The organism is Faecalicatena contorta (assembly GCF_001404335.1).
Lineage (GTDB): Bacteria > Bacillota > Clostridia > Lachnospirales > Lachnospiraceae > Faecalicatena > Faecalicatena contortus_B.
Genome location: NZ_CYZU01000008.1, coordinates 54,834 through 79,095, shown reverse-complemented (window position 1 = coordinate 79,095; position 24,262 = coordinate 54,834). Strand labels below are relative to the sequence as shown.

At 50.6% G+C, this 24,262-nt stretch carries 25 protein-coding genes and 2 pseudogenes; 1 reads left to right on the top strand and 26 read right to left on the bottom strand.

What is annotated here, in order from left to right:
* Window positions 1–100: 100 nt before the first annotated feature.
* The 19 genes and pseudogenes from ARB69_RS05910 to ARB69_RS05820 all read right to left on the bottom strand — a co-directional run bounded on the left by ARB69_RS05910 (window position 101) and on the right by ARB69_RS05820 (window position 16,465).
* Window positions 101–289, bottom strand: coding sequence for a transposon-encoded TnpW family protein (locus tag ARB69_RS05910; RefSeq protein ID WP_002569233.1), 189 nt, complete (start codon window positions 287–289; stop codon window positions 101–103).
* Window positions 286–1,143, bottom strand: coding sequence for an ATP-binding protein (locus ARB69_RS05905; protein WP_055151958.1), 858 nt, complete (start codon window positions 1,141–1,143; stop codon window positions 286–288). The genes ARB69_RS05910 and ARB69_RS05905 overlap by 4 nt, the downstream gene beginning before the upstream one ends.
* Entirely contained in the window at window positions 1,140–1,883 is a 744-nt protein-coding gene (locus ARB69_RS05900; RefSeq protein ID WP_055151955.1) for a phage replisome organizer N-terminal domain-containing protein, read from the bottom strand. The genes ARB69_RS05905 and ARB69_RS05900 overlap by 4 nt, the downstream gene beginning before the upstream one ends.
* The gene (locus ARB69_RS05895) at window positions 1,873–2,085 is read right to left on the bottom strand and encodes a hypothetical protein (protein ID WP_055151952.1); all 213 of its coding nucleotides are present in this window, start codon (window positions 2,083–2,085) and stop codon (window positions 1,873–1,875) included. The genes ARB69_RS05900 and ARB69_RS05895 overlap by 11 nt, the downstream gene beginning before the upstream one ends.
* Window positions 2,086–2,269: 184 nt before the next feature.
* On the bottom strand, window positions 2,270–3,892 hold the full coding sequence (locus tag ARB69_RS05890; protein WP_055151949.1) for a relaxase/mobilization nuclease domain-containing protein: 1,623 nt from the start codon (window positions 3,890–3,892) through the stop codon (window positions 2,270–2,272).
* The gene (locus ARB69_RS05885; protein WP_055151945.1) at window positions 3,864–4,259 is read right to left on the bottom strand and encodes a plasmid mobilization protein; all 396 of its coding nucleotides are present in this window, start codon (window positions 4,257–4,259) and stop codon (window positions 3,864–3,866) included. Before ARB69_RS05885 ends, ARB69_RS05890 begins: the two co-directional genes overlap by 29 nt.
* 616 nt (window positions 4,260–4,875) lie before the next feature.
* A complete protein-coding gene (locus ARB69_RS05880) occupies window positions 4,876–5,247 on the bottom strand; it encodes a lipoprotein (RefSeq protein WP_055151941.1) in 372 nt (123 codons plus the stop codon).
* A 55-nt stretch (window positions 5,248–5,302) separates the two neighbouring features.
* Window positions 5,303–5,503: a helix-turn-helix domain-containing protein gene (locus ARB69_RS05875; RefSeq protein ID WP_006858003.1), complete on the bottom strand. Its 201-nt coding sequence runs from the start codon at window positions 5,501–5,503 to the stop codon at window positions 5,303–5,305.
* Window positions 5,496–5,939 (bottom strand): sigma-70 family RNA polymerase sigma factor, encoded by a 444-nt coding sequence (locus tag ARB69_RS05870; RefSeq protein WP_055151938.1) that lies wholly within the window; start codon window positions 5,937–5,939, stop codon window positions 5,496–5,498. Before ARB69_RS05870 ends, ARB69_RS05875 begins: the two co-directional genes overlap by 8 nt.
* A 166-nt stretch (window positions 5,940–6,105) precedes the next feature.
* Window positions 6,106–7,146 carry an XRE family transcriptional regulator gene (locus ARB69_RS05865; RefSeq protein ID WP_055151935.1) on the bottom strand — a complete coding sequence of 347 codons (1,041 nt, stop codon included), beginning with the start codon at window positions 7,144–7,146 and terminating at the stop codon, window positions 6,106–6,108.
* 161 nt (window positions 7,147–7,307) lie between these two features.
* A pseudogene (locus ARB69_RS25820) lies at window positions 7,308–7,436 on the bottom strand (Maff2 family mobile element protein); the annotation flags it as partial.
* 64 nt (window positions 7,437–7,500) lie between these two features.
* A pseudogene (locus ARB69_RS05860) lies at window positions 7,501–7,776 on the bottom strand (type IV secretory system conjugative DNA transfer family protein); the annotation flags it as partial.
* Between the two features lie 319 nt (window positions 7,777–8,095).
* A complete protein-coding gene (locus ARB69_RS05855) occupies window positions 8,096–8,464 on the bottom strand; it encodes an FMN-binding protein (protein ID WP_055151929.1) in 369 nt (122 codons plus the stop codon).
* 464 nt (window positions 8,465–8,928) lie between these two features.
* Window positions 8,929–10,677, bottom strand: a complete 1,749-nt coding sequence (locus ARB69_RS05845; protein WP_055151923.1) for an ABC transporter ATP-binding protein — start codon at window positions 10,675–10,677, stop codon at window positions 8,929–8,931.
* Complete coding sequence (locus ARB69_RS05840; protein ID WP_055151920.1) at window positions 10,674–12,452, bottom strand: ABC transporter ATP-binding protein; 1,779 nt, start codon at window positions 12,450–12,452, stop codon at window positions 10,674–10,676. The genes ARB69_RS05845 and ARB69_RS05840 overlap by 4 nt, the downstream gene beginning before the upstream one ends.
* A 142-nt stretch (window positions 12,453–12,594) precedes the next feature.
* The gene (locus tag ARB69_RS05835) at window positions 12,595–13,407 is read right to left on the bottom strand and encodes an ABC transporter ATP-binding protein (RefSeq protein WP_055151917.1); all 813 of its coding nucleotides are present in this window, start codon (window positions 13,405–13,407) and stop codon (window positions 12,595–12,597) included.
* Window positions 13,408–13,420: 13 nt separating this feature from the next.
* A complete protein-coding gene (locus tag ARB69_RS05830) occupies window positions 13,421–14,416 on the bottom strand; it encodes a FecCD family ABC transporter permease (RefSeq protein WP_055151914.1) in 996 nt (331 codons plus the stop codon).
* Entirely contained in the window at window positions 14,413–15,486 is a 1,074-nt protein-coding gene (locus tag ARB69_RS05825; protein ID WP_083487028.1) for a FecCD family ABC transporter permease, read from the bottom strand. Before ARB69_RS05825 ends, ARB69_RS05830 begins: the two co-directional genes overlap by 4 nt.
* Window positions 15,452–16,465 (bottom strand): ABC transporter substrate-binding protein, encoded by a 1,014-nt coding sequence (locus ARB69_RS05820; RefSeq protein WP_055151911.1) that lies wholly within the window; start codon window positions 16,463–16,465, stop codon window positions 15,452–15,454. Before ARB69_RS05820 ends, ARB69_RS05825 begins: the two co-directional genes overlap by 35 nt.
* Window positions 16,466–16,680: 215 nt before the next feature.
* Here ARB69_RS05820 and ARB69_RS05815 point away from each other — a divergent pair, with 215 nt between their 5' ends.
* Complete coding sequence (locus ARB69_RS05815; RefSeq protein ID WP_055151908.1) at window positions 16,681–17,601, top strand: helix-turn-helix transcriptional regulator; 921 nt, start codon at window positions 16,681–16,683, stop codon at window positions 17,599–17,601.
* Window positions 17,602–17,671: 70 nt separating this feature from the next.
* On the opposite strand, the gene ARB69_RS05810 is transcribed toward ARB69_RS05815, so the two are convergent.
* From ARB69_RS05810 to ARB69_RS05775, 7 genes are all read right to left on the bottom strand, one after another.
* Entirely contained in the window at window positions 17,672–19,321 is a 1,650-nt protein-coding gene (locus ARB69_RS05810; RefSeq protein WP_055151905.1) for a recombinase family protein, read from the bottom strand.
* Between the two features lie 12 nt (window positions 19,322–19,333).
* A complete protein-coding gene (locus ARB69_RS05805) occupies window positions 19,334–19,561 on the bottom strand; it encodes a hypothetical protein (RefSeq protein WP_055151902.1) in 228 nt (75 codons plus the stop codon).
* Window positions 19,562–19,828: 267 nt separating this feature from the next.
* Window positions 19,829–21,187: a virulence-associated E family protein gene (locus ARB69_RS05800; protein ID WP_055151899.1), complete on the bottom strand. Its 1,359-nt coding sequence runs from the start codon at window positions 21,185–21,187 to the stop codon at window positions 19,829–19,831.
* Entirely contained in the window at window positions 21,147–21,833 is a 687-nt protein-coding gene (locus ARB69_RS05795; RefSeq protein WP_055151896.1) for a CHC2 zinc finger domain-containing protein, read from the bottom strand. The genes ARB69_RS05800 and ARB69_RS05795 overlap by 41 nt, the downstream gene beginning before the upstream one ends.
* A 15-nt stretch (window positions 21,834–21,848) precedes the next feature.
* Complete coding sequence (locus ARB69_RS05790) at window positions 21,849–23,093, bottom strand: hypothetical protein (protein ID WP_055151893.1); 1,245 nt, start codon at window positions 23,091–23,093, stop codon at window positions 21,849–21,851.
* A gap of 324 nt (window positions 23,094–23,417) precedes the next feature.
* On the bottom strand, window positions 23,418–23,624 hold the full coding sequence (locus ARB69_RS05780; RefSeq protein ID WP_055151886.1) for a hypothetical protein: 207 nt from the start codon (window positions 23,622–23,624) through the stop codon (window positions 23,418–23,420).
* A gap of 115 nt (window positions 23,625–23,739) precedes the next feature.
* Window positions 23,740–23,964: a helix-turn-helix domain-containing protein gene (locus ARB69_RS05775; protein ID WP_055151883.1), complete on the bottom strand. Its 225-nt coding sequence runs from the start codon at window positions 23,962–23,964 to the stop codon at window positions 23,740–23,742.
* Between the last annotated feature and the right edge of the window lie 298 nt (window positions 23,965–24,262).

Here is a 24,262-nt window from a genome sequence, read left to right as displayed (position 1 = left end):
TTTCCGACAGCCAGCCCCACTATTCCGTACCTTGATTGTACCACATGGGGCGGCTGTCTGTATAGCGGCAAAAGCGTCAAATCTGCTTCTTTATGGTCGGTCAAATCGCCGTTTTTTGTGTAGCAGCTTCCGCTTCCAGCACTTTCATCATCTTGTCGGCTGCGGTGTCGGTTGCGCCCTGCTTGAAGAAGCCGGAAACGGTAAGGACGGAGTTGCCCATGCGGATTTCCGTTACACAGTCCGGGCGGCGGTCTGTTTTGGTGGTGCTTGTCTGTTTGGTTTCTGTCATAGGCTCTCCTTTCGCTGCTTCATCAGTTGCTTTAATCGTTCCAGCTTTTCCTGTGCGGTTTCCTTTCGGAAGTTGCTGCCCGTGAAGCGGACGGGGGCGCACATGGAAGTCAGCCTGTCATAGATACGGGCGTGTGGCGTGTCCTGCGGGTGCTGCAATTCCTCCAGCGTGAGGTTGGTCGTGGCGATCAGCGGCTTGCCGCTTCGGTAACGGCTGTCAATCACGCTGTAAACCTGTTCCAGCCCGTACTCTGTCCCTCGCTCCATACCGAAATCATCAAGTATCAGCAGAGGATAGCTGCAAAGGCTGGAAATATATTCGTTCCTACCCTCAAAGCTGGCAGCAAGGTCATTGAGTATCGTTGCAAAGTTTGTCATGCAGACGGCAACTTCTTTCTCCATAAGGGCGTTGGCGATACAGGCAGCGAGGTAGCTTTTTCCTGTCCCCACGCCGCCCCAAAACAGGTAGCCGATATTTTCAGCCTGCATGGTTTCCCAGCTCTCCACATAAAAACGGGCGGTTTCGGTCTGCGGGTTTCTGCCGTTGTCATGCTCAAATGTCCAGTTCCGCATAGCGGGGTCGGTAAAGCCCCGGCGTTTCAAGTCCTCTACTGTTTCAAGGTGCTTCTGTCGGCTTTCAGCGGCTTCCCGTTTTTCACGGGCTGCCCGCTGGCAGTCGCACTCTGTCGGGTGTCGGTCATGCCCTAACCATTGGGCGGTTTCTTTTGAAAAATAGGCTTCTTTGGGCGTATGGCACTTGCCGCAGTATAAAAGCCCGTCCTCGCCTGTGTAGTCCTCCGCTTCGGCGGTAGTGGCTGTAATGTCCGTAATCATAGCTTCAATCCCGTTTTTCATAAGCTCTCGCCCTCCTTGCATGAATAATCGGGTATGCCCTGTTTCGGGGCAGCCTTGTCTTTGGCAGCGTCCTCCTGCGCCCACTTGTAAATGGTGGCTGCATGGCTGTGGTACTGCTTCCCGGTGGAAGCGATATGGCAGGAAAGCCGGTCAATATAATACTCCCACTTGTCGGGCAGCTCTGTTTTCAGCCCGGAAAGCTCTGTATCGGTCAGTATCACATTGTTGTATCTGCCATAAGCGGCGGGGGCGGGGTGTCCCGTTTCTCCCTCTCTCTCTTTTTCTATCTCTTTCTCTAACTCTATCTCTATCTCTGGTGGACGAATGTCGGACAAATGTCCGTCTTTTGTCCGGGGTGGTAAAAGTGCCTTATTTTCCAGCCTTGCAGCCCGTTTCCTCTCGGCTTCGGTAGAGGACTGTCCTATCATCAGCTCAATATCGGTCATATAAAAAGCCCCGCTGTCAAGCTGCTCCACAAGCCCCAACTGCCGGAAAATCTCTAAAGCTCTCTCAACCGTCCCTATCTGGTGGCGGGTCAGTGTCGCTATCATCTGTGCTGTGTAGGGGATATGCTCGTCAAGCTGCAACTTCCCGCCGTTTTTCAGCGATTTTAAGTACAGCTTCAAGAGAATATTGGAATATAAAATCCCGTCTTTCATATCTTCCAGCAGCACAATGGAGTCGCTGTCAAAAAAGTTCTCTTTCAGCTTGAGGTAGTAATACTTGCGGTTATCTGCCATTGTCCCTGTCCTCCTTTTTCCGGCGTTTGGAGTAGTAGCGGGGGCAGAGTATGATAACCGCCCGGAAGCTCTGCTTGCAGCTATGGGTACAGCCCCGGCAGAGGTCGTTGTATGTGATACGGTCGCAGGTGGCATTCCCGACTTTCACTTGCCGCAGGAAAAAAGACCATTCCAGCCGCCGTTTCTTGCTCATTCTTGGCATGGGTGCGCTCCTTTCTGCCGTTTCCGCTGGTGTGACGGTATCGGCGGTAATTCTGTATCATCTCGGTATCATTTCCGGGGTTTTTCTGCCCTGTAAGACCGTTAAAAAATCCTTTGGTATTGCGGATAGGGTATGGGGCAGCCCCCTTGTTCTGTATGGGTTCGGGTACATTTTGGGGCGGTTTTTATCGTTCCTGTTCCTGCCTTTTCACAGGCTTGCGCTCCCGGTGTAAAATCTGGTCGATATTGCCCTTGACAGTCTGTAAGCGGCGGTATTCCTCCCGTTTTGCCCGGTAATCGTTGTAGCCGCTGTTTTTCTCTTTGATAAGGGTTTCAATCTCTGCTTGCAGGGCTTTATAGCTCGGCAGCTTGGAAATGCCGTTCTCCCTGAAATAGCGGGCGGCTGCGTCTGCTATGATAAAGTCGCTTTCGTGCTTCTGACGGTAGGCTGATTTTGCTTTGGCGTTTTTCTGCTGTTTCAGCCCGTCCCGGACAGGGCGGGTCTTGGAATAGGCAAGCACCTGTCGTTGCAGCTCCTTTTTCCCGTTCAGCGTCTTTTCCACCTGCTTCAGCTCTGCAAGGCTTTCCTGCATGGCGGCATAGGCGGCAGAACAGGCTTCGTCCAATTCCTCCGGGGAAGAAAAGCCGTACTGCTGGTAGGCTGTAACGGTAGCCGCCATTTGCTTTAGGTTGTGCTTTGCCGCCCAGCGGTCATAGCCTACGCCCTTGCCCTCGGCTCGCTTTGCTTCCCGGTCAACCATGCGCTGTAAGGTGTTGTCTGCCGGGGTGGTTTTTGCGGCTTTTTCTTCCTGCAAGCGTCCCTTTTGGGTGTGGGGGTATTTTGGTATGGCTGTGGTCTGTTCGGCAGCTCTGTGGGCGTTCTGCGTGAGCAGGGCAAGGACAGCAGCCTTGTCAAAATCGTCCCCCAGCTTCCGGGCTGTGATAGGCTTTGTCCTGTCCGGCGTGAGGTAGGAAAGCCGCCCCCGGCTCTCCTTGACGGTCACACCCTCCCGCAGCAAAAGGGAAGAAAACTCGTCAAAGTTACCAGCTTGGGAAAGTGCCTGCCGTATCGTCCGGCGCAGCTTCGCCTTGTCCGTTTCAAACTTGGTGGGCTTGGTCGGCTGTCCTGCTGCTTCTCTGACAGCGTTTTCTTTATCAAGGGCAAGCTGCCCTTTCTTTGCCGCCCAGTATTCCCGTTCCGTTATCCGTTCCTTGCTGCCGCTTAGGAGGTCGATTTGGTAAAGCCCCTCCCGGTGGCACATCTCCATGACTTCGCTCTTGAAATATTCCGTAGCGGCGTTGGTACAGCGGTGCTTGCAGCCCTCCCGTGTGTCGGCTGGTCTGTCCATGTAGGGCAGAAGCGGGACTTCATAAATCCGCAGGGAGTTGATGACGATATGCACATGGATATTGCCGCTGTGGTTATGCCCGTCCGGGTGGGTGCATACAAGGGCTTGGTGTCCGGGGAAATGCTCTTTACAGAACTGCTCGCCCAACTCCTGCGCCCGGTCTACGGTCAAGCCGTTGTCTGTCCCGTCCCGTGGGTCAAAGCTGATGATATAGTGGTGGCTTTTCACATCTTCCCGTTTTTGGTTTTTCTCATAGCGGAGATTAGCCCGCATACAGGCAACGGCGAAATCCCCGCCCCCGCAGTTGAGGGAAGAAATGCGGTAATCCTCCCTCGGTATCAGCCGCCCGTTTTCATCAAGGGTGGGCTTCATGGTAAACTCGTCATGCTCAAATGTGAGGTAGGCTTCCGCTGCGCCATAGTCGGCATTTTTAGAGCTGATATGTTTGAATGTTGCCAACAGCGTCACCCACTTTCTGCAAGACTTCAAACTTTAGGGCAGCAAGGTCGGAAACCGCCGCCCGTACCTCCCTGGCAAGCTGCGGGTAGGGGCTGTGCCACTCGTTCAGCGTCCGGGCTATCTGATTTAAGTTGCCGCCGATCCTGCCGTATTCGGCGGTCAGCTTCCCGACAGCGGCAAGCAGCTCATCATTGACGGGGGAAACGGTTATGATGGGGCGTATGGCTGCCCCGGTTATGGCTTGCCGGATAAACTCGGCTTGGCTCATGTTGCAGGCAGAAAGCCTTTCCGCAAACTCGGCGTATTCTTCCTCGGTCATGCGTGTTTTGACTACCCGGCTGCGGTGCGGCGTGTTGTATCGTTTCATGGTCGGCAGACCTCCTTTCTGTGCGTGGTGTCCTCTCACTAATAGGAGAAAAACAGGGTGTAAAGCGGAACTGTTTTTGAAAAATCCGAAAAAATATTTTGAGGGATTTTTAAGCGGCGCAAGCCGTATAAGCAGGGTTTGGGGAAGGCACTCCCCAACAAGATTCCCGCAGGGGCAAAATGAGCAGAAAGCGAATTTTGGCACCTCGGTAGAATCTTGCTCTAAGAAACTGTCAGACTGCCGTTCACTTGCTGCTGCCACTTTTTCGGGAAATCTATAACCAGCTTTTTTATAAAAGGCTGCGGGCTGGCGTTCTCCCCTTACTCCCTACAACACCGCAAAAAGCAAAAATGACAGACTTTTCGGCAAGAACTTTTCCTGCGGCATGGTTTTTCCCGATAATAAGGCGTTTTGGAAACTGTGTTTTACCCGCTGTCTGAAAAAATGGCAGCCTTTTTTGGGTTTCACTATCTAATACGGAACATTTGGAAATTTGCCAAAAATAGGCGTAAAAAAAGCAGCAAATCTTTTTCGGATTTACTGCTCATGGCTGCCGCTGCGGGGCGGCGGGATATTCAGTTTTTATGGTGGTTCAGTGTAGTAAACTGGAAGTTCATCAATTACTCTGCACTATGAAACTAACACTTCCTTTTGCTTTTTTTCCTGTTACTTCAACTGTGTATGTTCCGCTTTCATCAATTTCAACATCAAACTCATTAGATGTGGAAATTCCGTTACTTTCATAGATAGGTTTTTCCCCGTCTTTTTGAATTTTTATTGATAAGCTACCTTTATCTACTACAATTTTAGCACTAATAGTATCTCCAGCTTCAATAGTTAAATCCTGTGCGTCCGTTGTATTTAACACACTATATTCCATGATAAATTCACTATCGTTTCCAGTACGACTACCATCAAATTTTGTGCCACACGCAGTTAAAGATATAAGAAAGACTAATGTACAGACTATCAATATAATTTTTTTCATACTAACCTCCCGTTCGCATTTATTGGACTAATTTTATCATATCATCAATCCAAACTCAACGGTCAAGCCGGAACTTAAACAGGCTTTCAATCAGCTTTGTTCTGATGTAGTCCTCCATATCAGAGTTATAATAGCCGTTCATCTTAGAGAAGTAGCGGATATATCCGGCATAGCGGTCAAGGACAGCCTGTATCGCTATGGGGTCGCCCTCATGTGCCTTTATGATAGTGTCATAGGGGAGAAGTCGGTTACTCATGGGACAACACCTCCATTTCCGCTTTCAGCCGCTTCAAAGCAAGCTGAATATGCCGCCCGATTGTGCTGCGTGTCCAGCCGCTTTGTTCCCCGATTTCTTTCTGCGTCAAGTGCTGGAAGTAATACAAAAAGATTTCCTCCTGCGTCTGTTCCGGCAGTCCAGCAAGAGCCGCCGCAAGGGAGCAGCTATCTAAAAGTATCGTCTGCCCCCGGACGGAGAATGGATAAGTTTCGCCATAGTCTGGCACTTGAAAATACTCGTCTGTGGTGCTTAGTGGGACAAACTTTTCTTCGGTCAAATATTCAAGGGAGATTTCCCGTTTCCACCTCGCCGCCAGCATACGGGCAGCGTCAAAGGACGCATGGCGAATAACAATCCGGCAGTAGGTATCATGGGTATAGCGGATATGTTCTTGATGGGCTTCGTATTCAGTCATGGAAAATCCCCCTTTCTTCGATTATGGGAAAGGGCGGCAGCACTTTTTGCTGTCGCCCCTTGATTACCCACCAGCAAGGACAGTCGGGGCTGTCAACGGTGGGCGCAGCCCATTTACCTGCCGTTGACTGGCTCGGCTGGATTTGCTATACAAATTAGAGATATGCTTAACTATTCATTTGTGTCATTAGTTCTCTAAACTCCGTACAATCACGCATAAATGCAAATTCATCTTTACTGTTCAATTCCTCGCAAAGAGAATCTGCCACTTTACTTGAAAGAGCTGTTACCTCTGTTCCGTCCAAATTGCGGTACAACTTACAATTCTGCGATTTCCATTCTTTTCTCATAGCAGGCAACATTTTTGAAAGAATAGATAAACTTTCGTCTTTATCTTTCTTATCTAATGCAAGCTGCAAATGAGCATTGTAACGCATCCATTCCGGGAAAGAAAACGTACAAGTAATTGTTTCGTACATATCCGCAAAAAAATCTGCATCCATATTGCGGTTTTCGCATAACGCTATTTCAAGCATATTTATTAAAGCGGTTTGTATCTCCGTAACACCGTTCAATATTCTGTGTTCCCAGAATTTTTCTGCGTCTGTGTATTTTTTCTGTTGCTGGTAAAGAATTGCAAGCTGTTCTTCTTTGTCTATTGTGGAGAATGGTAGCGTATTGATTAGTTCCTCTGCCTTTGAATATTCGCCCCTATTTCTTGCATAGGAAATTAGCATACTAATTGCTATATCTCTGATTTCTGGAATTTCATTTACGGACAGCCTTTTATAAAAAGTTTCAAATGTTTCCTCATATTGTTCTGGCTCTGGTACACTATAAAGCCATCTTGCGCCATCTAAATAAAGAATAGCTGAATATACCAGTCTATCACAAGTGGGATATTCATGTATTTTGTCGATTGCCATCTGAAAAGCGGTTTGATAGCCCTGCTCTTGAACAACTTTATCAAGTTCATTGACAAAGTTTTCAATCTCTACATCAGTTAAATCCTCATTAAATGACAACAGGGTATTCAAATCCATTTTTAGTAGACGGGCAAGAGCCGGTAAAAGGGTTATATCTGGATATGTGCTACCTTTTTCCCACTTATTTACAGCCGGGGTGGATACACCTAAAAGCTCGGCAACTTGTTCTTGTGTTAATGACAATTCTTTCCGTTTTTCTCGGATAATTTGATTGATTTTCATAAGCAAACCTCCTTGTGTTTATGCTTTTATGATAGCAGCGTAGGCTTTAAGGAACAATAGAGCCGTTGTTAAAATGATGATTTAGAAAATTAACTAAAAGTTAAAAACGGAATAGTCAGCGGCTGTCTATCAAATTCTTAGTTGCTACTTTACCACACATGAGCATTGCTGGCGGGGTTGTCGGCCCCGTATCCCTCCAACAGATTGACGCCGCCCCATACACAGAGCGCCCCGCCCAGGCCCACAACGATGGTCTGTAACGTATCCACTGCACTATTGAAAAATTCCATATATGCCTCACTTTCTGCCGGTTTCCGGCGACCAAATTTGATTGATTACAGGAAAAAAGCCGCTTCACTGGGCGGCTAAATCTTCGTCCGACAGGTCAATGTCGTAAAGGTCAAAGGTTTCATCCTCCGATACCACGCGCCGTTTTTTCCGGCGCAGGGACGACAAGTACCTGTCCACATCAAAGGTGTTCTGTTTGTCGGCATCCGAGAGGTATTGATAGCGGGGGTGGCGGGTAATGTCGTATTTCTCACTGAAAAACGGCCTCACCCCGCGCACCTGCAAAATACACTTGCCTCCGTCCATGGTTGCAATTTCGTCCTGGCTCATCAGCTCTTTGCCACAATGTCAAGTGATGAATTCAAAAAGAAAAAAACACCCCTCTCTCCGTTAAGAGAAGGGTTAGAGTAGAATTTCTGTGTGTTTGTCTCGCATCTTTCATCTTCCAACATATCCAGTAGAAAAAGAGCTGATAGGCAACATCCCATATTCACTAATTCTAAAGAAGAGGCTGTCGGGAAATAGACAGCCTCTTCTTTGTGAAAATAAGATTTTTAGAAACCGTGAAAAAGACATCGTGTTCAGCACACTAGGGTAAATGTCAGGGCATACCCACGAGTACATCATGCTTCACTTCTGTTGAATTGTTGGAACCCCTTCCTTATTCCTGTGTGGCCTGTCGGATACAATCAGTTACAGCAGTCTTAATCGCATCACTTGTGACAGTTGCACTTGTAATCGCATCAACTTCGCTGGTCTGTGCCTCCACAATTCGTTCTGGGATTTCTTCTAAAGCCCGGTCTGATACCCTTTCTGTCTCGTTTTGATCTAAAATTGTGACGGACAGAATACTTTCGCTGTCAAATTTTACTTCGACAGTCACGTCCCCTCCATACCCTTCAGCACTAGCGGTATAAGTTCCAGGCTGATATACGCCACTTGATTTTCCGGATTCAGAGCACCCGGAGAAAAGCAGCGCACTGCCAAAGACGCAAATCGCTGCCATAGATAAAAATTTCATTGCCTTCATAACTTGTTTTCCTCCTGCCAATAACTATAAATTTTCGGAATCTTTAGTCCTGATTTTATAAGAATTTCAGACCTCTATCTCAAAAACGCACCCACTTATTTGTCCTTAAACACTGGACAAATCGCTCACAATTCGCGGCGAGGCCGATTGATTATATTTTATTTCAATCGACTGGCGCCAATTTTTAATCACCTAGTAATCCTGGAGAACATGCTGCCTATTAGGATGCTTTCGTATCCGATTTGCTGAAATTTTGCCCTGACCACGCCCTCTTCAAAGTGGCCTAAAAATATCTGAATCAGTTGAAGGCTGTGCTTCAGGAAGCAGACCGGACAGATATATCCCCTGGTCACACCTGAAGATATCCTGCCGCAGTCGTTTTTCCTTATGTATTTTCTGGCAGCGTCTGTATACAAGACTATACAGCCCTCTGCGCGCCGGCGGTTTTACTCCTCAGGTTCTTTTCATGTCTCCAGAGTCCATCTCTGGCTCTGGGTCTGAAGCCTTACCATATGGGTGTAAAGGCCGTTCTTCTCATACAACTCTTCCGGTCTTCCCTGCTCGGCCACATGACCGTCAGATAGCACGATGATCTTATCTGCCCCGGTCACAGTACGCATCCGGTGGGCGATGATGAGAACCGTCTTGTTCTTTACCAACCGGGAGATGGCCTCCTGAACAGCCGTCTCATTTTCCACATCCAGGGAGGCAGTGGCCTCGTCCAACAGAATCACCGGCGCGTCTTTCAGGAGGGCGCGGGCAATGGAAATCCGCTGTCGTTCCCCTCCGGAAAGGGTGGAGCCGTTCTCTCCCACCATGGTCTGATAGCCCTCCGGCAGATCCCGGACAAACTCGTCGCAACATGCCGCCTTTGCCGCCGCGTAGACCTCCTCATCCGTAGCTCCCCGCCGTCCCAGGCGGATGTTTTCCAGAATCGTATCCCGGAACAGCACCACATCCTGAAATACAAAGGAATAATGCTTCAGAAGGACCTCCGGGTCTACCTTCGAGATGTCGATGCCGCCCAGGGTAATCCTGCCGCCCTGGATATCCCAGAAGCGGGCGGCCAGCTTGCAGGCCGTGGACTTGCCTCCACCAGAGGGTCCCACAAGCGCCGTCACCTCTCCCTGCTTCGCCGTAAAGGATACGTCGTCCAGCACGCCTTCATTCTCCCGGTAGGCGAACTTCACACGGTCAAAGGTAATGTCATAATTGTCCGGCTCACAGGTATCCGCCCCGGTCTGGACAGGCTGCTCCAGGATGGCCCGCATCCGGTTGATCTGCAGCTTGGCGTTAAATGTGGCCGCGATGTTCTGCAGAACCATTCCCAGCGGATCGTACAGCCTTGCCGCCGCGAACAGAAAGCCCAGAAAATACAGGAAGGAAAGATCTCCCCGGATCAGAAGCCCGGCCCCTGTGAGCACCGTGGTGGCAAGCCCGATCCGTAAGAACGCCTGGGCCGAGCACACGAAAACGCCTGTGGCAAGCTCGGAGCGGATGGCGCAGCGCTCCGCGTATTCCAGTTTTCCGTCCAGTCCCTTTAGGTATTCCTCCTGGCGGCTGCAGGCCTTGATATCCCGGATGGTCTCCAGGCACTCCTGGATATTGTCCGCGACTGTCCTCTTGGCCAGAATATTCTTTGTGCCGCAGATATCCTGGAGTTTTTTGGAGCCAGCCGTCAGAAGAACCGCCACCGGAAGCACCCAGAGCACAGCCAGAGCCATTCTCCAGTTGATGGCAAACATACAGATTCCAATCACCAGCGTAGAGAAGATGGAAGCAAAAAGTTGCGGGATATAGTGGGAAAACATCTGATCGAGACTGGAGCAGTCCGCAATCATGGTCGCCGTCAGGTCGCTCAGATCCCGGTTTCCGAAAAAACTTAAAGGCAACCGCCGGAGGGTTTCCGCAAGGCTCACTCTTCTTGCCGCGCTTTCCTTGTAAGTAGCCAGATACAGGGCCGCGTACTGGAAATAGTGGAGGATGAACAGGACCAGAAGGACCAGAACTGCCGCTCCTGTATAGAGCCATAAGCCCTCCGCCGGGTTTCCTCCTGCCTCCAGCGTCCCCAACAGATACTGAATCACAGCCATAACCACGCCTACGGGCAGCATCAGGCTGATATTGCAGAAAAAGCACCAGATGACTGCTTTTACGAAATCCTTCGCACCCCTTTCACTGAGGGCAAATACATGCCGAAGCCTGCGAATCATATCTCCTCACCCCTTTCTACCTTCCAGGCCGCCGCCTTCTGATAATCCGACCACATCTCCGCATACAGTCCGCCTGCGGCCAGAAGCTCTTCATGGCTTCCCTGCTCCCGCACGGAGCCCTTGTCAATCACCAGAATCTTGTCTGCGTTCTGCACCGTAGAGAGTCTGTGGGCAATCATAATCACAGTTTTTCCTCTGGTCAGCTCCCTAAACGCCTTCTGAATCAGGGCCTCGTTCTCGGGGTCAGCGAATGCGGTCGCCTCATCGAGCACCACGATGGGCGCGTCCTTCAGAATCGCCCGCGCCAGCGCAATCCGCTGGGCCTCGCCGCCGGAGAGATAGACCCCCTTCGTTCCCACCACAGTGTCGAGGCCTGCCGGCAGCTTTTCCAGAATATCATCGCACTGGGCCGCATGGGCAGCTGCCTTCACTTCTTCCACTGTGGCGGAAGGCCTGGACATACGGATATTTTCCAGAAGACTGACCTGGAAAAGCTTCGTGTCCTGGAAGACGAAGGCCACATGCTTCATCAGCTCCCGGCTGTCCATATCCCGCACGTCCACGCCGCCAATCCGCACATGGCCGCCCTGGACGTCCCAGAACCGCGGGATCAGAGAGGCTGCCGTGGACTTTCCCCCGCCGGAAGGACCCACCAGTCCGGTGACAGTTCCCTCTTTTACTGTAAAGCTCACATCCTTCAGCGCCGGATGCTCTGTGCCGGGATACCGGAAGGTCACATGCTCGAAGGATACGGTCTCGTTCCCCGGCTTCTTCGGATGGTCCGTCTCCTCCAGGGGCTTCTGCTCCAGAATATGATCCAGCTTCATTACAGCCTCATTTGCTTCCATGACAGACTCGGAGGCATACATAATCCGGTTGATCATGGCCCCGCAGGCCGGGGCAAACAGGGCGTAAAAGATAAAGTCTGTCAGCACTTCCCAGACGTTTCCGCCGGAAGCCAGAAGCAGGGCCGCCGGTATCAGCAGGGCAAAGCCTCCGTTGATGCAGGTGAGAAATGAGGTCTGCCCGTTCCGGCAGCTCATGGCATACTGGCTGGCCAGATCGCTGTAGGACTGGATGGCCGCATAAAAGGCCTTAAAGGAATATATGGTCTGCTGGAACACCTTCACCACCGGGATTCCCCGGACATATTCTACAGCCTCCGCGCTCATTTTCTCGATCTCCTGCTGGTAGCGGTGGAAAAAGCCCGCGTTCTTGCCGCCCATCATGCTGGCCATGCACACAAAAGCCAGAATCATGGTCAGCAGGCAGAGAAGCCCCATCCTCCAGTCAAAGGCAAAGAGCAGAATCACAGCCGCTATGGGCGTCACCACCGCCGCCGTCAGATCCGGCAGCTTATGGGCCAGCAGGTCCTCTGTGAGAGCCGCATTGTCATCGATGATCTTCCGGAGCCTTCCCGACTGGTTCCCCGTAAAGAATCCCAGAGGAAGCTCCAGAATATGAGCAACTCCTGTATGGCGCATATTCCGCGCCGTGCGGAAAGCGGCGATATGCGTACACATCAGCGCCGCAAAGTAAACCAGGATATTGGCGACGGCAAACCAGACCGCCATCCAGCCCCACCGGACGATGCCGGAGGCTCCCGTGACGTCCGGGTAGGCAGCCAGCACATCTCTTGCCGCCAGCCATACACACACATAAGGAATCAGGCCGAGTACCGCCGCGATCCCGGAAAGAGCGCAGCCCAGAAATGTGAGCTTCTTATGCCCTCCAGCCAGCGTCAGCAATCTTGACAGATTTGATTGCTTTTTCAAATCACATTCCTCCTCTCTTTATAAATTCTCGGAATCTTCAGCCCTGAATTTATAGGGCTTTCAAAATTTTTCCTTTCAAAGCTGACTCGCTATGTCCAATGTTTATGTCCATTTCTCGAAAAGTTCTTTTCCTATACGATATTCAGCTATCAAGTTTTCCAAATATTTGATCACGCACACCATAAGGCAGGCATACTGGCACATTCAACACAGGATGTTGAATAACCACCGCTTCCACATCAAAAACCTCTCGCAGCATATGTGGGGTAACAACCCGCTCCGGCGGACCTTCCAGATATTTTTCTCCGTTCTTGATAGTCACCAAATGGTCGGAAAACATGATAGCATGATTCAGATCATGCAGTACCATAACCACCGTCACACCCTGCTTCCTGTTTAATTGTTTAAGCAGCTGCAGGATTTCCAACTGATGAGAAATGTCCAGATAGGTCGTAGGTTCATCCAGAAAAAGGATTCCTGTTTTCTGAGCCAAAGCCATTGCAATCCATGCTCGCTGCTTCTGGCCGCCAGAGAGCTGATCCATTTCCCGGCCAGCCATATTCAGTATATTTGTACTTTCCATAGCCCACTTAATAATTTCTTCATCCTCACTGGTCAGGCCAGATAGTCTTTTACGGTAAGGATATCTTCCGTACTCGACCAAGTCTTTCACCGTAATGCCGCTGGGGGCCTGCGCTCCTTGTGGAAGCACTGCCAGCCTTTGTGCCACTGCTCTTGTTGACATACGAAAGATCGAGTCGCCATCCAAGCAGACAGTTCCCTCTTCAGGTGTCAGCAATCTGGACAGCGTCTTTAGAATTGTGGATTTACCAGACCCGTTTGTTCCGATCAGCGTTGTGATTTTGCCAGGCAATATTTTCAAATTAAGATTTTGAAAAACAGGTGTGTCCCCATAACCTGCCGACAAATTTTCCGCTACGATTCCCCGTTGCATCAAACCCACCTCCTTAAATTTGCTTGTGCAGCAGATACAGGAAATATGGCGCTGCCAATATGGAGATGACGATACCTGCCGGAACTTCTATCCCAGAAAACAGGATGCGCCCCACTGTATCTGCCAGCACCAGCAGAATTCCGCCAGTCAGCATAGAAGTAAGAAGCAAATTGCGGTGCCGCACCTCCGTAATCCTTCGGGCAATGTGAGGCGCAACCAGACCGATAAACCCGATCCCTCCACTGACCGCAACGCAACTTGCGGCTAGTGCGGCAGAAAGAAAGAGTAGCACCCTGCGCTCTTGTCCGACTCTAACGCCTAATGCAGACGCTGAATCTTCTCCCAGCAAAAGAAGATCGAGAACATTAACCCGCCAGAAGAGAAGCGGAACCAATACGAGCAGACAGGGCAACAGAATCTTGATCTGATACCAATCAGTACCCCAAATATTGCCCACAAGCCAGCGCTGAACCATTTGATAAATGGAGCTGTTGATATTTGTTCCCAATATGGTCATCATAGCAGTGAAACCAGCTGAGGCGCCAATGCCACCAAGAAGGAAATGCGCCGGGCGTATTCTGCCGTCTCGTTTGGCGAAGTTATAAAGGAAAAATGCTGTCAGCAGACCGCCCATCATCGCAAACAAGGGGCGATAGAACTTGGTGTCAATATGCAGGGACGGGAACATCCACATAAAAATCATGACGGAAAAGCCTGCCCCAGCGTTAATACCAATGATCCCTGGATCTGCCAGAGAATTATCTGTCACGGTCTGCAAAGTGCAGCCAGACAGAGCCAGTCCCATACCGCATAAAACGGCCAATATGATTCTTGGCAACCGCATCTTTAACAGAATCAGTGTGCTTGTTTTCTCTGCCGTACCGGTAATTGCCCCCCACAGGTCAGCGAGGCCAGTCTGTGAGTATCCGCTGTTAAGTGAAAGCAGCACGGTGGCGATGAGGCCAAGGACTAAGATGAATTGTATCAGGCATGTGCGCTTTCTTCTCATAACTTAGTCCCCCCATTCCGATAGGTCAGCAATAGGAAAATCGGCACACCGATCACAGAAACCAGCGCTCCTGTCGGGGTGTCAAAAGGTGCTTGGAGCATGCGGGCCGCAACGTCAGAAAGTATCAAGAGCACGGCCCCCATCAGTGCGGCAGCAGGGGCTAGCCGTCGATAATCTGCCCCTACCAGTTTTCGTGCTACATGAGGAATAATAATCCCGACAAAGGATATGCCTCCAACCAGCGATACACTTGCCCCGGCCAATAGCAACACGGCAAAGAGGCCAAATGCACGGACAAGGCCGACATTTACTCCGAGGCCTGAAGCGCTTTCATCGCCCAGCGCCAAGATGGATAGTTTAGGTGCAAGAAGAAGTCCGATTATAACAGCTATCAGCAGCCAGGGAGTCACTGCTTTGACCTGAGGCCAGAGTATTCCGGAAAGGCTACCCGCCGTGTAAAAGGAAAGGTCTTTAGAAAGGCCAAATGCGAGAGACATTCCTTGGCTGAGAGCTGTTAAAAAAGATGAAACAGCCGAACCTGCCAAAATTAGCCGAATCGGATCGGCTTTTTTCTTCTTCGCGCCGAATCCGTAAACTATTAGGGCTGCTACAGTTGCGCCCAGAAACGCTGCACCCATCAACCCATTATAAGATAGTGTCGGTAAGAACGCAGTGCAAAGTGTAACGGCAAAGCAAGCCCCTGCATTGATACCTAAAAGGCCGGCGTCAGCCAGAGGGTTGCAGGTGATTCCCTGCATAACAGTGCCAGACAGTGCAAAAGCCCCCCCGGTGATACAGGCGGCAGCAACTCTTGGCAAGCGCATTTCCAGCATGATCTGTGAAAGCGATGTGGACAGATCCAAGTGTAGAAGAGTATGGATCAATTCCGAAACGCTCCCCCCGGCAATACCTACGCCTACTGCTATAAGTGCAGAAGCAATTAAAAGTACAGTTAAAATCAGCAAAAAAAGGATGTATCCGGTCTTGGAGTGGATCCACTGCCCGGAAGCAGTGGATCCACCCGCAAAGCGCTTTTTACTCATCAATGTTTTGGTGGTTGAGGATTGCATTGACTATCCGCTCCATGTAAATCAACTTGCCGTTAGGCGTATAAGCCAAATCATACTGCTGTTCGTTGACACCGCAGTACACGTTCCCTGCCTGCACAGCTTTCAAATTTTGCCAGGTGGGAAGATCTGCCGTATCGCCTACTGTTCCGTCATCGCTAAAGTAAAGAATGTGGTCGGCATCTATTTGGGAAAAATATTCCGCATCTACTTCTTCGCCCCAGACATCCTCGGGCACTCCGGAAGATGCCGGAAGCTCCAAAGCGTCATAAATCAGTTCTCCAGGGCCTCCTGTACTGTAGACGTAATATGTTCCAGAACGCACGGAGTTGTCTTCAATGACAGCAAAAGTTTCATTTCCTGTGACCGCTTTGAGCTGTTCCGCATATTCAGCGGCCTGTGTATCAAAGTTCGCAAGCCATTCCTCAACCACATCTTCTTTCCCGAACCATTCCCCCAGTTGCTGGAATCGACCTCTCCAGTTTACATAGCTGATATCATCGTCCAGCATGACGGTGGGAGCGATTTCACACATCTGATCGTAAACATTGTCGTGGCGGATATTCATAATAATCAAATCCGGCTCCAACTCTGCAATTTTTTCCAGATCCAGGTCGCCGGCGGAGCCTGAATAATTGCCCACAGTTTCCACGTTGTTTTCTGCAAAGTATTCCTGCAAATATTCAGGAACGGTAGTGGAATCAAACATGCTAGTATTTGCTGATCCGACAAAAGGCATTTCAAGAATGATCAGTTCATCGGCAGAGCCGGAAGTATCTACAATGCGCTGTGGATTTGCTGGGATTTCAACAGTTCCCTTCATGTCCGTTACTGTAATCGTGTCTCCGTTCTGCTCCGTTTGTGATATTTCTGCTTCACCTGACTGCGATTCTGAAGTGTCATTTGTTCCTGTGGCGCTTGTGCAAGCCGCCATGCTGAATAGCATCGCAAAACAAAGCAATCCACTCAACATTTTTTTCATTGATTGTCCTCCTTGTTTAGATATGTTTATTGGTTAGTATCAACTAATCAATACGAATAATAACACATTGTCATACCACTTTCTGCCCCCAGAGGGATTTTTTTTGCCCCTAAAGGGATATTAACAGCTTGACAAGTTAGCAACAACTAACTATACTATGTTTAGAGGAAACTGAGTGTTCAAATTTGCAAATTGGTTTAGCTATGAGGTGCCGTATGTCCGACTTATCTCTGAAATTCAAATCGTCATCTGGATTTCCATTGCGCAGGCAGATTGAAGTTCGACCTGGTGTTCATCTTTTGTTTTCTTCCGGGATCATAGATCGAAAATTTCAGTGGGTGACAGCTACTACTGGTTCTATTTTTGAACTTGCATATAGTCAGAAAAATTCTTTGTACAGTGAGGTAGGGAACGTTCCTGTTGAAGTCAAACCCGGTTATTCTAATTTGGGTTTTTTAGGGGAAACCAGAAGTTATTCAGAGTATCAATGTGGAGACGAAATTAGGACATTCTCTATTTGGGTTGAACCACATATATTTGATGCTTTCTGTGAAGCAGTCTGCGGGAAAAAAGGACAAAATTTCTCCGCTTTTCAAAATTTTAATTGCCCGTATTATTCCTTTTGTCAAGATGTACAGGAAGAAATATTGCTGAACAAGCTTGACAACGAAATGGAAATGCCGAAGGATCAGTTGAATCACCTTTTGTTGGAAAGTCAAGTGTTGGAGTTGCTTTCCATAAATATCGAACGGCTCATATGCCCCGATTGGAAAGAAAAACGCCCTCTTTCTCTCTCTGCCGCAGATATGGAATGCCTCCATAATGCCCGCGAGATTCTCATCCGTCGATTAGATTGTCCACCCTCCCTTCAGGAGCTTTCCCACTTAATCCGGATGAATGACTATAAGATGAAGCGCCTTTTCAAGCAATATTACAGAAAAACAATCTATCAGTACATCCGAGAAGAACGAATGAAGAAAGCATATGTATTACTTCAAGACGGGCAGTATAATGTGAGTCAGGCTGCTTTTACTGTCGGATATACGAATATCAGTCATTTCTCAGAGACCTTCAAAAGATATTACGGGGTTTCCCCACACAAGGTGATAGCCATAGGTGTTGAATCAAGAATATAGAACGTGCGCCCGCCTGGCGCACTAAAAATGGCCCTCCCCGGCATGGAGAGGGCCTTGCTGCTCTTATGCGTCAGTTAATTCCTGGGATTTCCCCGACAAAGTTATAAACGATTTTAACTTCCTGCACCTTCTGGCCGTCCACCTTCTTGACTTCGCCAATCAGAATCTTGCTGATAAGCCGGTTCAACACCGCCTCGTCCAGTTCCTCAATGGCGGCATAGCGCCGGATTTCCTTAATAAAGGTGCGGACTTCGCTTTCCTGGGCGTCAACCCGGCTCTGCATCACTGCCAGATCATGCAGGCGCTTTTGGTTGGCTTCCTGCTCCTGTTCCAGCGCCGCCGTCAGCTTCATAAACCGCTGCTCGGTCAGGATGCCTTTAGCCTTATCCGTGTATAGGCTCAAAAACATCCCGTCAATTTCCTGATTCCGAGCCTCCAGCCTTTTGCGTTCCTTCTCCGTCTGGGAAGCGTCCACCAGATACCGGTGCTCCATCCGGATGCTGAGCCGCTGATAGAACGCATCAGCATCCTTCATGGCCTGCGCCGCCAATTCCTGTATATCCTTCAGCACCAGATTATACAAATCCCTTGCTTCAATCTTGTGGCTGGAGCAGACCTTACAACCCATCCGGTTGTAGGTCTGGCAGATATAATACGCCTTGTCAATCGGCTCCCGCATCTCGCCGGTGAATCGGTTCTTCCCAGTCCGGCCCACTTTTTCATACCGCACCTGCATGGACTTCCCGCAGGTAGCACAGTAGACCAGCCCGTGGAACAGATTATAAAAGGGGCAGGCGTTGCCTTTCATAATGGTGGGCCTGCGGTCAATGATTTCCTGCACCTGCTCCCATTCCTCCGGCGTCACAATCGCTTCGTGGCAGCCCTCAATCACTTCCCAGTCCTCACGGGGGATAATGTCATAGGTGTTGGAGCGGATGCCTTTCTGATGTGTCCGGCAGACAAGATGTGCACCTTTATAAAAGGGATTTCGCAGGATATGGCTGATTCTCGCCCCGCCCCAGGCATAATAGTTGGCGTCGCATTCTGTGTTTGCCTTCACATGGGTAATCGGGATCTTTTCTTCCATCAGCCGTTTGGAAATCCTCATGCAGCCCAGCCCGTCCAGGGCATAGTCGTAAATCTTGCGGATGATGGGCGCTGTCTCCGGGTCAAGGATAAGATGCCCTTTGTCCTCCGGGTCACGCATCAGACCGAGAGGTGTCGGACCGCCGCCGTATTTCCCCTGTCTGGAACGGGTCATGCGCCCTGCCAGCACCTTTTTGGATATATCCCGGCTATACATATCGTTCAGGATATTCTTAAAGGGCGTGATGTCCATTTCCTGACGGGTCAGGCTGTCCACGCCGTCCGTGATGGCGATATAGCGAACATTGTGTTTTGGGAAAAAGATTTCGATATAGCTTCCAGCTTCGATATAGTTCCTACCAAGTCTGGATAGGTCTTTCGTGATGACGCAGCCGATTTTCCCCGCCTCAATGTCAGCGATCATGCGCTGGAAGGCAGGGCGGTTGAAATTGCGGCCCGTATAGCCGTCATCCACATAATACTCATACTGGAACATCCCATGCTTTTCTGCAAAGTCCCGGAGCATAAGTTTCTGGTTGCTGATGCTCATGCTCTCATTGTCGCCGCCATCATCCAGAGAGATACGGCAGTAGAGAGCGGTGATTTTTTCATAGACTTGTTTTTTCCTGCTCATAGCGTTCTCCTTCTATGAACAGGGACACGATACCATTATAGTACCATGCCCCTGTCCCCGAATCAACCGTTTTTGCGCCGCTTTTTCTGCCATTTCGCGCTGCTGACGCCATTCTTCGAAGTGTTCACAGGTCTGGCGCTCGATCAGCTGCTCAAAGGCTTCCCGCATGGACTTCTCCCCGGAGAACTCCCGCACCACCACAAAACGGACTTTATTCTTCTGATTTTTGCTTTTTTCCATAGGCTACCTCCATAGAAAGGCAGGCCGGACGGCAATTCCGGCAACGAAGTCCGGCAACGAACCTCTGAAAACCTGTAAACTACCGTCTGGCCCGCAAATCTTACTTTGTGAATTTTCTTGAAAAATCTCGTTGCTTTCGTTGCCGGAGATAAAGATAATGATAAAAATATCCCTTATTTACAGGCTTTTCCCGTATCCAGACAGGGAAAAACCCGGCAACGAACCCGGCAACCAAGCAGCAACCATCCCGGCAACAGACCGCTATTTTCAGGCGATCCACTCCTTTGGAAGCTCCAACTGGCGGCATTCTTCCTCGCTCAGTTCCACAAATCCATCTTCGTTGCCGGGCAGTTCGTTGCCGGAAACATCCCGTTCCCAGCCCTTCTGCCTGCCGTATCCGGCGAACATTCTCGGATTAGAGAACGGCTTCCAGCCCGTCACCACCGTGTTCATGATCTCGTTGATATTATGAAGCTGCCACCGCTTCGGCTCGTCATAGGTGTGGCCCAGCGCCTCCTTGAACAGCTGTTTGGAGCAGACCATGCTGCCGGTGTAGTGTTCCAGAAAGCCCTGTATCTGCCCGGCCTCGGTGTCCTCCGGCATGAAATCCTTCTGTACCTCCACCAGCTGGCGCTGGATAGACTTGCTGAACTTCATGGAATAGTGGCCGCTGCGGTAAATCGTCATGGCCTCCGCCCAGACCTGCAACAGATAGGCTCTGGAAGCGTCCTCGTCCTCCAAAATGTGAACTTCCGCATTCTCTGGGTAAATCATGATCGGAAGGAACCGCCGGTTCCCGGCCCGGTCAAGGGGCAAAAAGTCCAGCGTGTTAGACGAACCGCCGAACACGCACTGCCGCAGCCGGTCTTTGGGCTGGGCCTCGTAGGGTGTGCGATAGGTTTCCTTCTGGCGGCTGATGAAAGATCGGATTTCCTCAATGCTTTTGGCGCTGCTGGTAGCCAGCATTTCCGACATCTCGATGATCCAGTGGCCTTGCAGCTTTAGAAACACCCGGTCATCGTCCAGCTTTTTCAGGTCATCGGAAAACCATTCGTCCCGGATTGCCAACAGCCGGAAGAAGCTGGACTTTCCAGCCCCCTGTCCGCCCACCAGACAGAGCATTTCCTCATATTTGCAGCCGGGAGAAAACACCCGCCGGATAGCCCCCAGCAGGAAGTGCTTCAGCATTTCCTCCACATAGTCGCTTTCTTCTGCACCTAAGAAATGATGGAGACAGGAGCGGATGCGGGGCGTCCCGTCCCAGACAAGGCTGTTCAGCACGTCCTGTATGGGATGGTAGCAGTTTTCATTCGCCACGATGGACAGGGCCGCTGTCATTTTCTTCTCGCTGGTCAGGCCGTAGGTCTGCTCAAAATAGAGAAGCAGATACTTCACGTCTGTATCCGTCAGGGCGCTGGTATTCCTGCGCCAGCCCAAATCCCGCACAATGTCCACCCGGTCAGTCAAAATGTTTAGACGAATCGCCCCTCGCAGCAGCGGATCGTGGCAGAACACCGTCTGGCAGTTTCCAATGGTGTTGGCGGGCTGACCTTTTTCCGTGACGGAAAGGCTTTCCCGCACTTCGTCAACGCTCTGCTCCGGTGCTAAGGCTTCGGCTGCGCTCATGACGGCCTGCCGGGTAGCTGGCGGTAAACTCTGATACTCGCTGCTCAATCTTCCTCACCTCTTTTCCGTATTCAGCGACCACGGAAGCACGTTCCTCTATGCTGCCGGACAAGAGAATATCCAGCAGATACTCCGTGTACGATTTTTTTTGCAGGGCCTCCACGAACAGCGGAATCCATGTTTCATCCGGGTTCTGCGGGGCGTATTCCTGCTCCCAGCGTTCCAGCAGATGCAGGTAATCGCACAATACGCGGAAACATTTCTGCTCCGCCTGCCGGTAGCGCAGTTCCTCGCTGATTTTTCGCTTGACCGGCCTTCTGCGGGGCGGGTCATGGCCTTTGGCGTCATAGCGGACAGAAAAATCATCCGCCAGTTTCAACACCGCCTCCTTACTGCTCAGACCAAACAGACGGGCGGTAAAATCAATCACATCCCCGTCCGCCTGACAGCCGAAACAGTGGAAACGGCGGTCAACCTTCATGCTGGGATGCTTGTCATCGTGCAAGGGACAGCAGGCCATCCCGTTCCTGCCGACCTGCACCCCGTAAGATTCCGCAGCCTGCCTTGTGGGGACAGCCTGCTTTACTGCTTCAAACACATTCGATTTTCTCACCTCCAGACAGAGCAAAAGGCACCCGGTTTCCATAGAAAATCAGATGCCTCATAGCTCCATATCGTTCTTTTTTTCCGGGGCAATGCGCCCCTCACGTTCCCAGCGCTCCCGGTTCTTCCGATCAGCGCTGATTTTTCCTTTTGCCAGCTTATCCATAATGGATTCTTTGGCTTTCTTCTTGATCTGCTCCTTCCTGGCCTGCTTGATCTCCGGCTGCATCAGCGTCCGCTGGATTTTTGCCAGAGCATGCTGCATAGCGTTTTTGATTTTGGTAATGACCCCATCCAGACGGGCAGCGGCGTAATCACGTTCCTTTTTCGGGGCCTTGCGCTCCGGCGAAAGTACCCATTTTTTCGTATCCTCAATCAGACGAATATCTTCTTTGTGCGTCTCCTGCCGGACGGTATCGGTCACGACCTCCACCGCCTTGTCATAGGCCACATCGGAAACATCATCTAACAGCGTCTCCACGTCCTCAATTTTGAGCGTCAGTTCTTCCAGTTTCTGCTCCTGCGCCGCAAGCTGCTCTTTCTGCTTCATCAGGATATAATCCTGCTTTTCCAGATAGTCCCGCCCGCCGTAGGACGGCTCCTGATCCAGATGCAGGCCATGCCTGCGGCAGATGTCAAAAAGCAGTGTCCGGCAGATGGCGTCAAAGGTCTGCTTGCGGTTATTGTTCCGGCCTTTGGGCTTGTCCGGTTTTGGGAGAGGGACGCCAAGTTCTTCCAGCGCCTTCTCCTGCTGGGGACACAGTTCCCCGTATCGGTTCTCACAGTCAAAGACGTGCCGCTCATGAATGTGGGGCGTGGCTTCGTCCAGATGAAGCGCCCAATCAATGATATGGACATGGGAACCGAAGCGGCGGTCAAATTCCTCCTGAAATTCCGTGACGATGCGAAAGAGCGTTTCTGGTGGAACAGATTGTTCCATTGTTCCGATCTGGTAGAGCGTTTCTTCCGGGCAGGTCTTGTTATTTTTCAGCAAGTCCTCCACAGTACGGTTGCGCTCCGTGTGGCGTGTTTTCTCATTGCGGGCGTTCTGGGCCTCCACATGGCCGCCGTAATGCTCGTAGTAGAACATCCGCTCAATTTCCTCAAAGCTGAAATCCGGCTGTTCCGGGTTCTCCCGGAACTCATGGGTGGTAAAGCCTCGGTAGCAGTCCCAGTAGATATTTTGTCTGGCCCGGTCAGCGTCAATGTGTTCGCTGTTCTCCACATCGAACCGGCGGTCATTGTGACGGGGATTGTAAGTGCCATGCTTGCCGGAGCGCCCATTGTGTCGTGTCAGTTTCAAACAGATTTCCTCCTTCCTGCGAAAGATGTTCCGGGGCCGGGGGAGGGCGGCGAAGCCGCAAATCCTGCGAAAGTCTGCGTCAGGTAATACCCAGTATAAGTTGACGCACACATCAACTTTCCCTGGGCCGAGGTTTTCCACCTCTGGACACCGGAGTAAAGGCTCGCTGCCTCTACACTCTGCACAGGCGCTGCCGCCCTGTACCCGGCACAAAGGGCTGCGCCCTCTGTACTCCCGCCCGGCAAAATCGGAAACTGCCAGCATGGAGCTGTCTTATTTCCGATTCTGCCGGTTTCCAATTTCCTGCCGAAATTGGAAATCCCGTCATGCCGCCGGTGGAAGATCATCCGGCTCTATGACGGGGATCGCCGCCCGCTTTGAAAGATACTGCGGGCATTCGATCAGCTGCACCCGGAAACTCTGCTTGCAGCTATGGCGGCATTTCCGGCACAGTTCATTATAAATGACACGGTTGCGGTCATTCAGGAAGAAAGCCAGTTCTTCCTTACGTTTTTTACTCATTCTCGGCATTTGCTGTTCCCTCCGTTTTACTGTCATGTTTCGGTGTCATTTTTGGGCATTTTCCCCTCTGTATGCCCCTTGAAAAAGGCCGGTAATATTCCAGACAGGGGAAGATACCTTTCCTTCATTTGTCGCTTTCCGGTACGGTTTCAGTCCCCTTTGCCATCCAGTCAAAGAACGCCTTTTTGCTGACTTTAATCAGCCTCCCGCTTCTGAACGCCGGAAAACCGGGCGTGTGAACCAGCTCGTAAGCGCTCACTCTGGAAATTCCCATAATACGCCGGATGTCCGCCACATCCAGCACCAGCGGGAGATCGTCGTAGTTTTTCAGTCTCTTGCTTTCACTCATTTTGTTGTTCCTCCTGTTATTCAATTTGATAAAATTTTTGTTTCCTTTCGCCGTTCTGCCTGACAGCCGTTATCCTCATAGCCGCATCCCTGCGGCTGCCCCATTCCTGCGGCGTATCCCTGCATTGGTGCGCTTCATGCGTCACTTCTCCTGCCGGTCATATCCCTGTCAGACGGTCATTCACTTGTCAAGGTACTGCATGTAATGAAATTACCATGTGCCAATCATCATATCGGCTTAAACTTGACAAATCAATACTTCTGCGGTACTCTTTATGTAACGGATTGAACTCAATTAT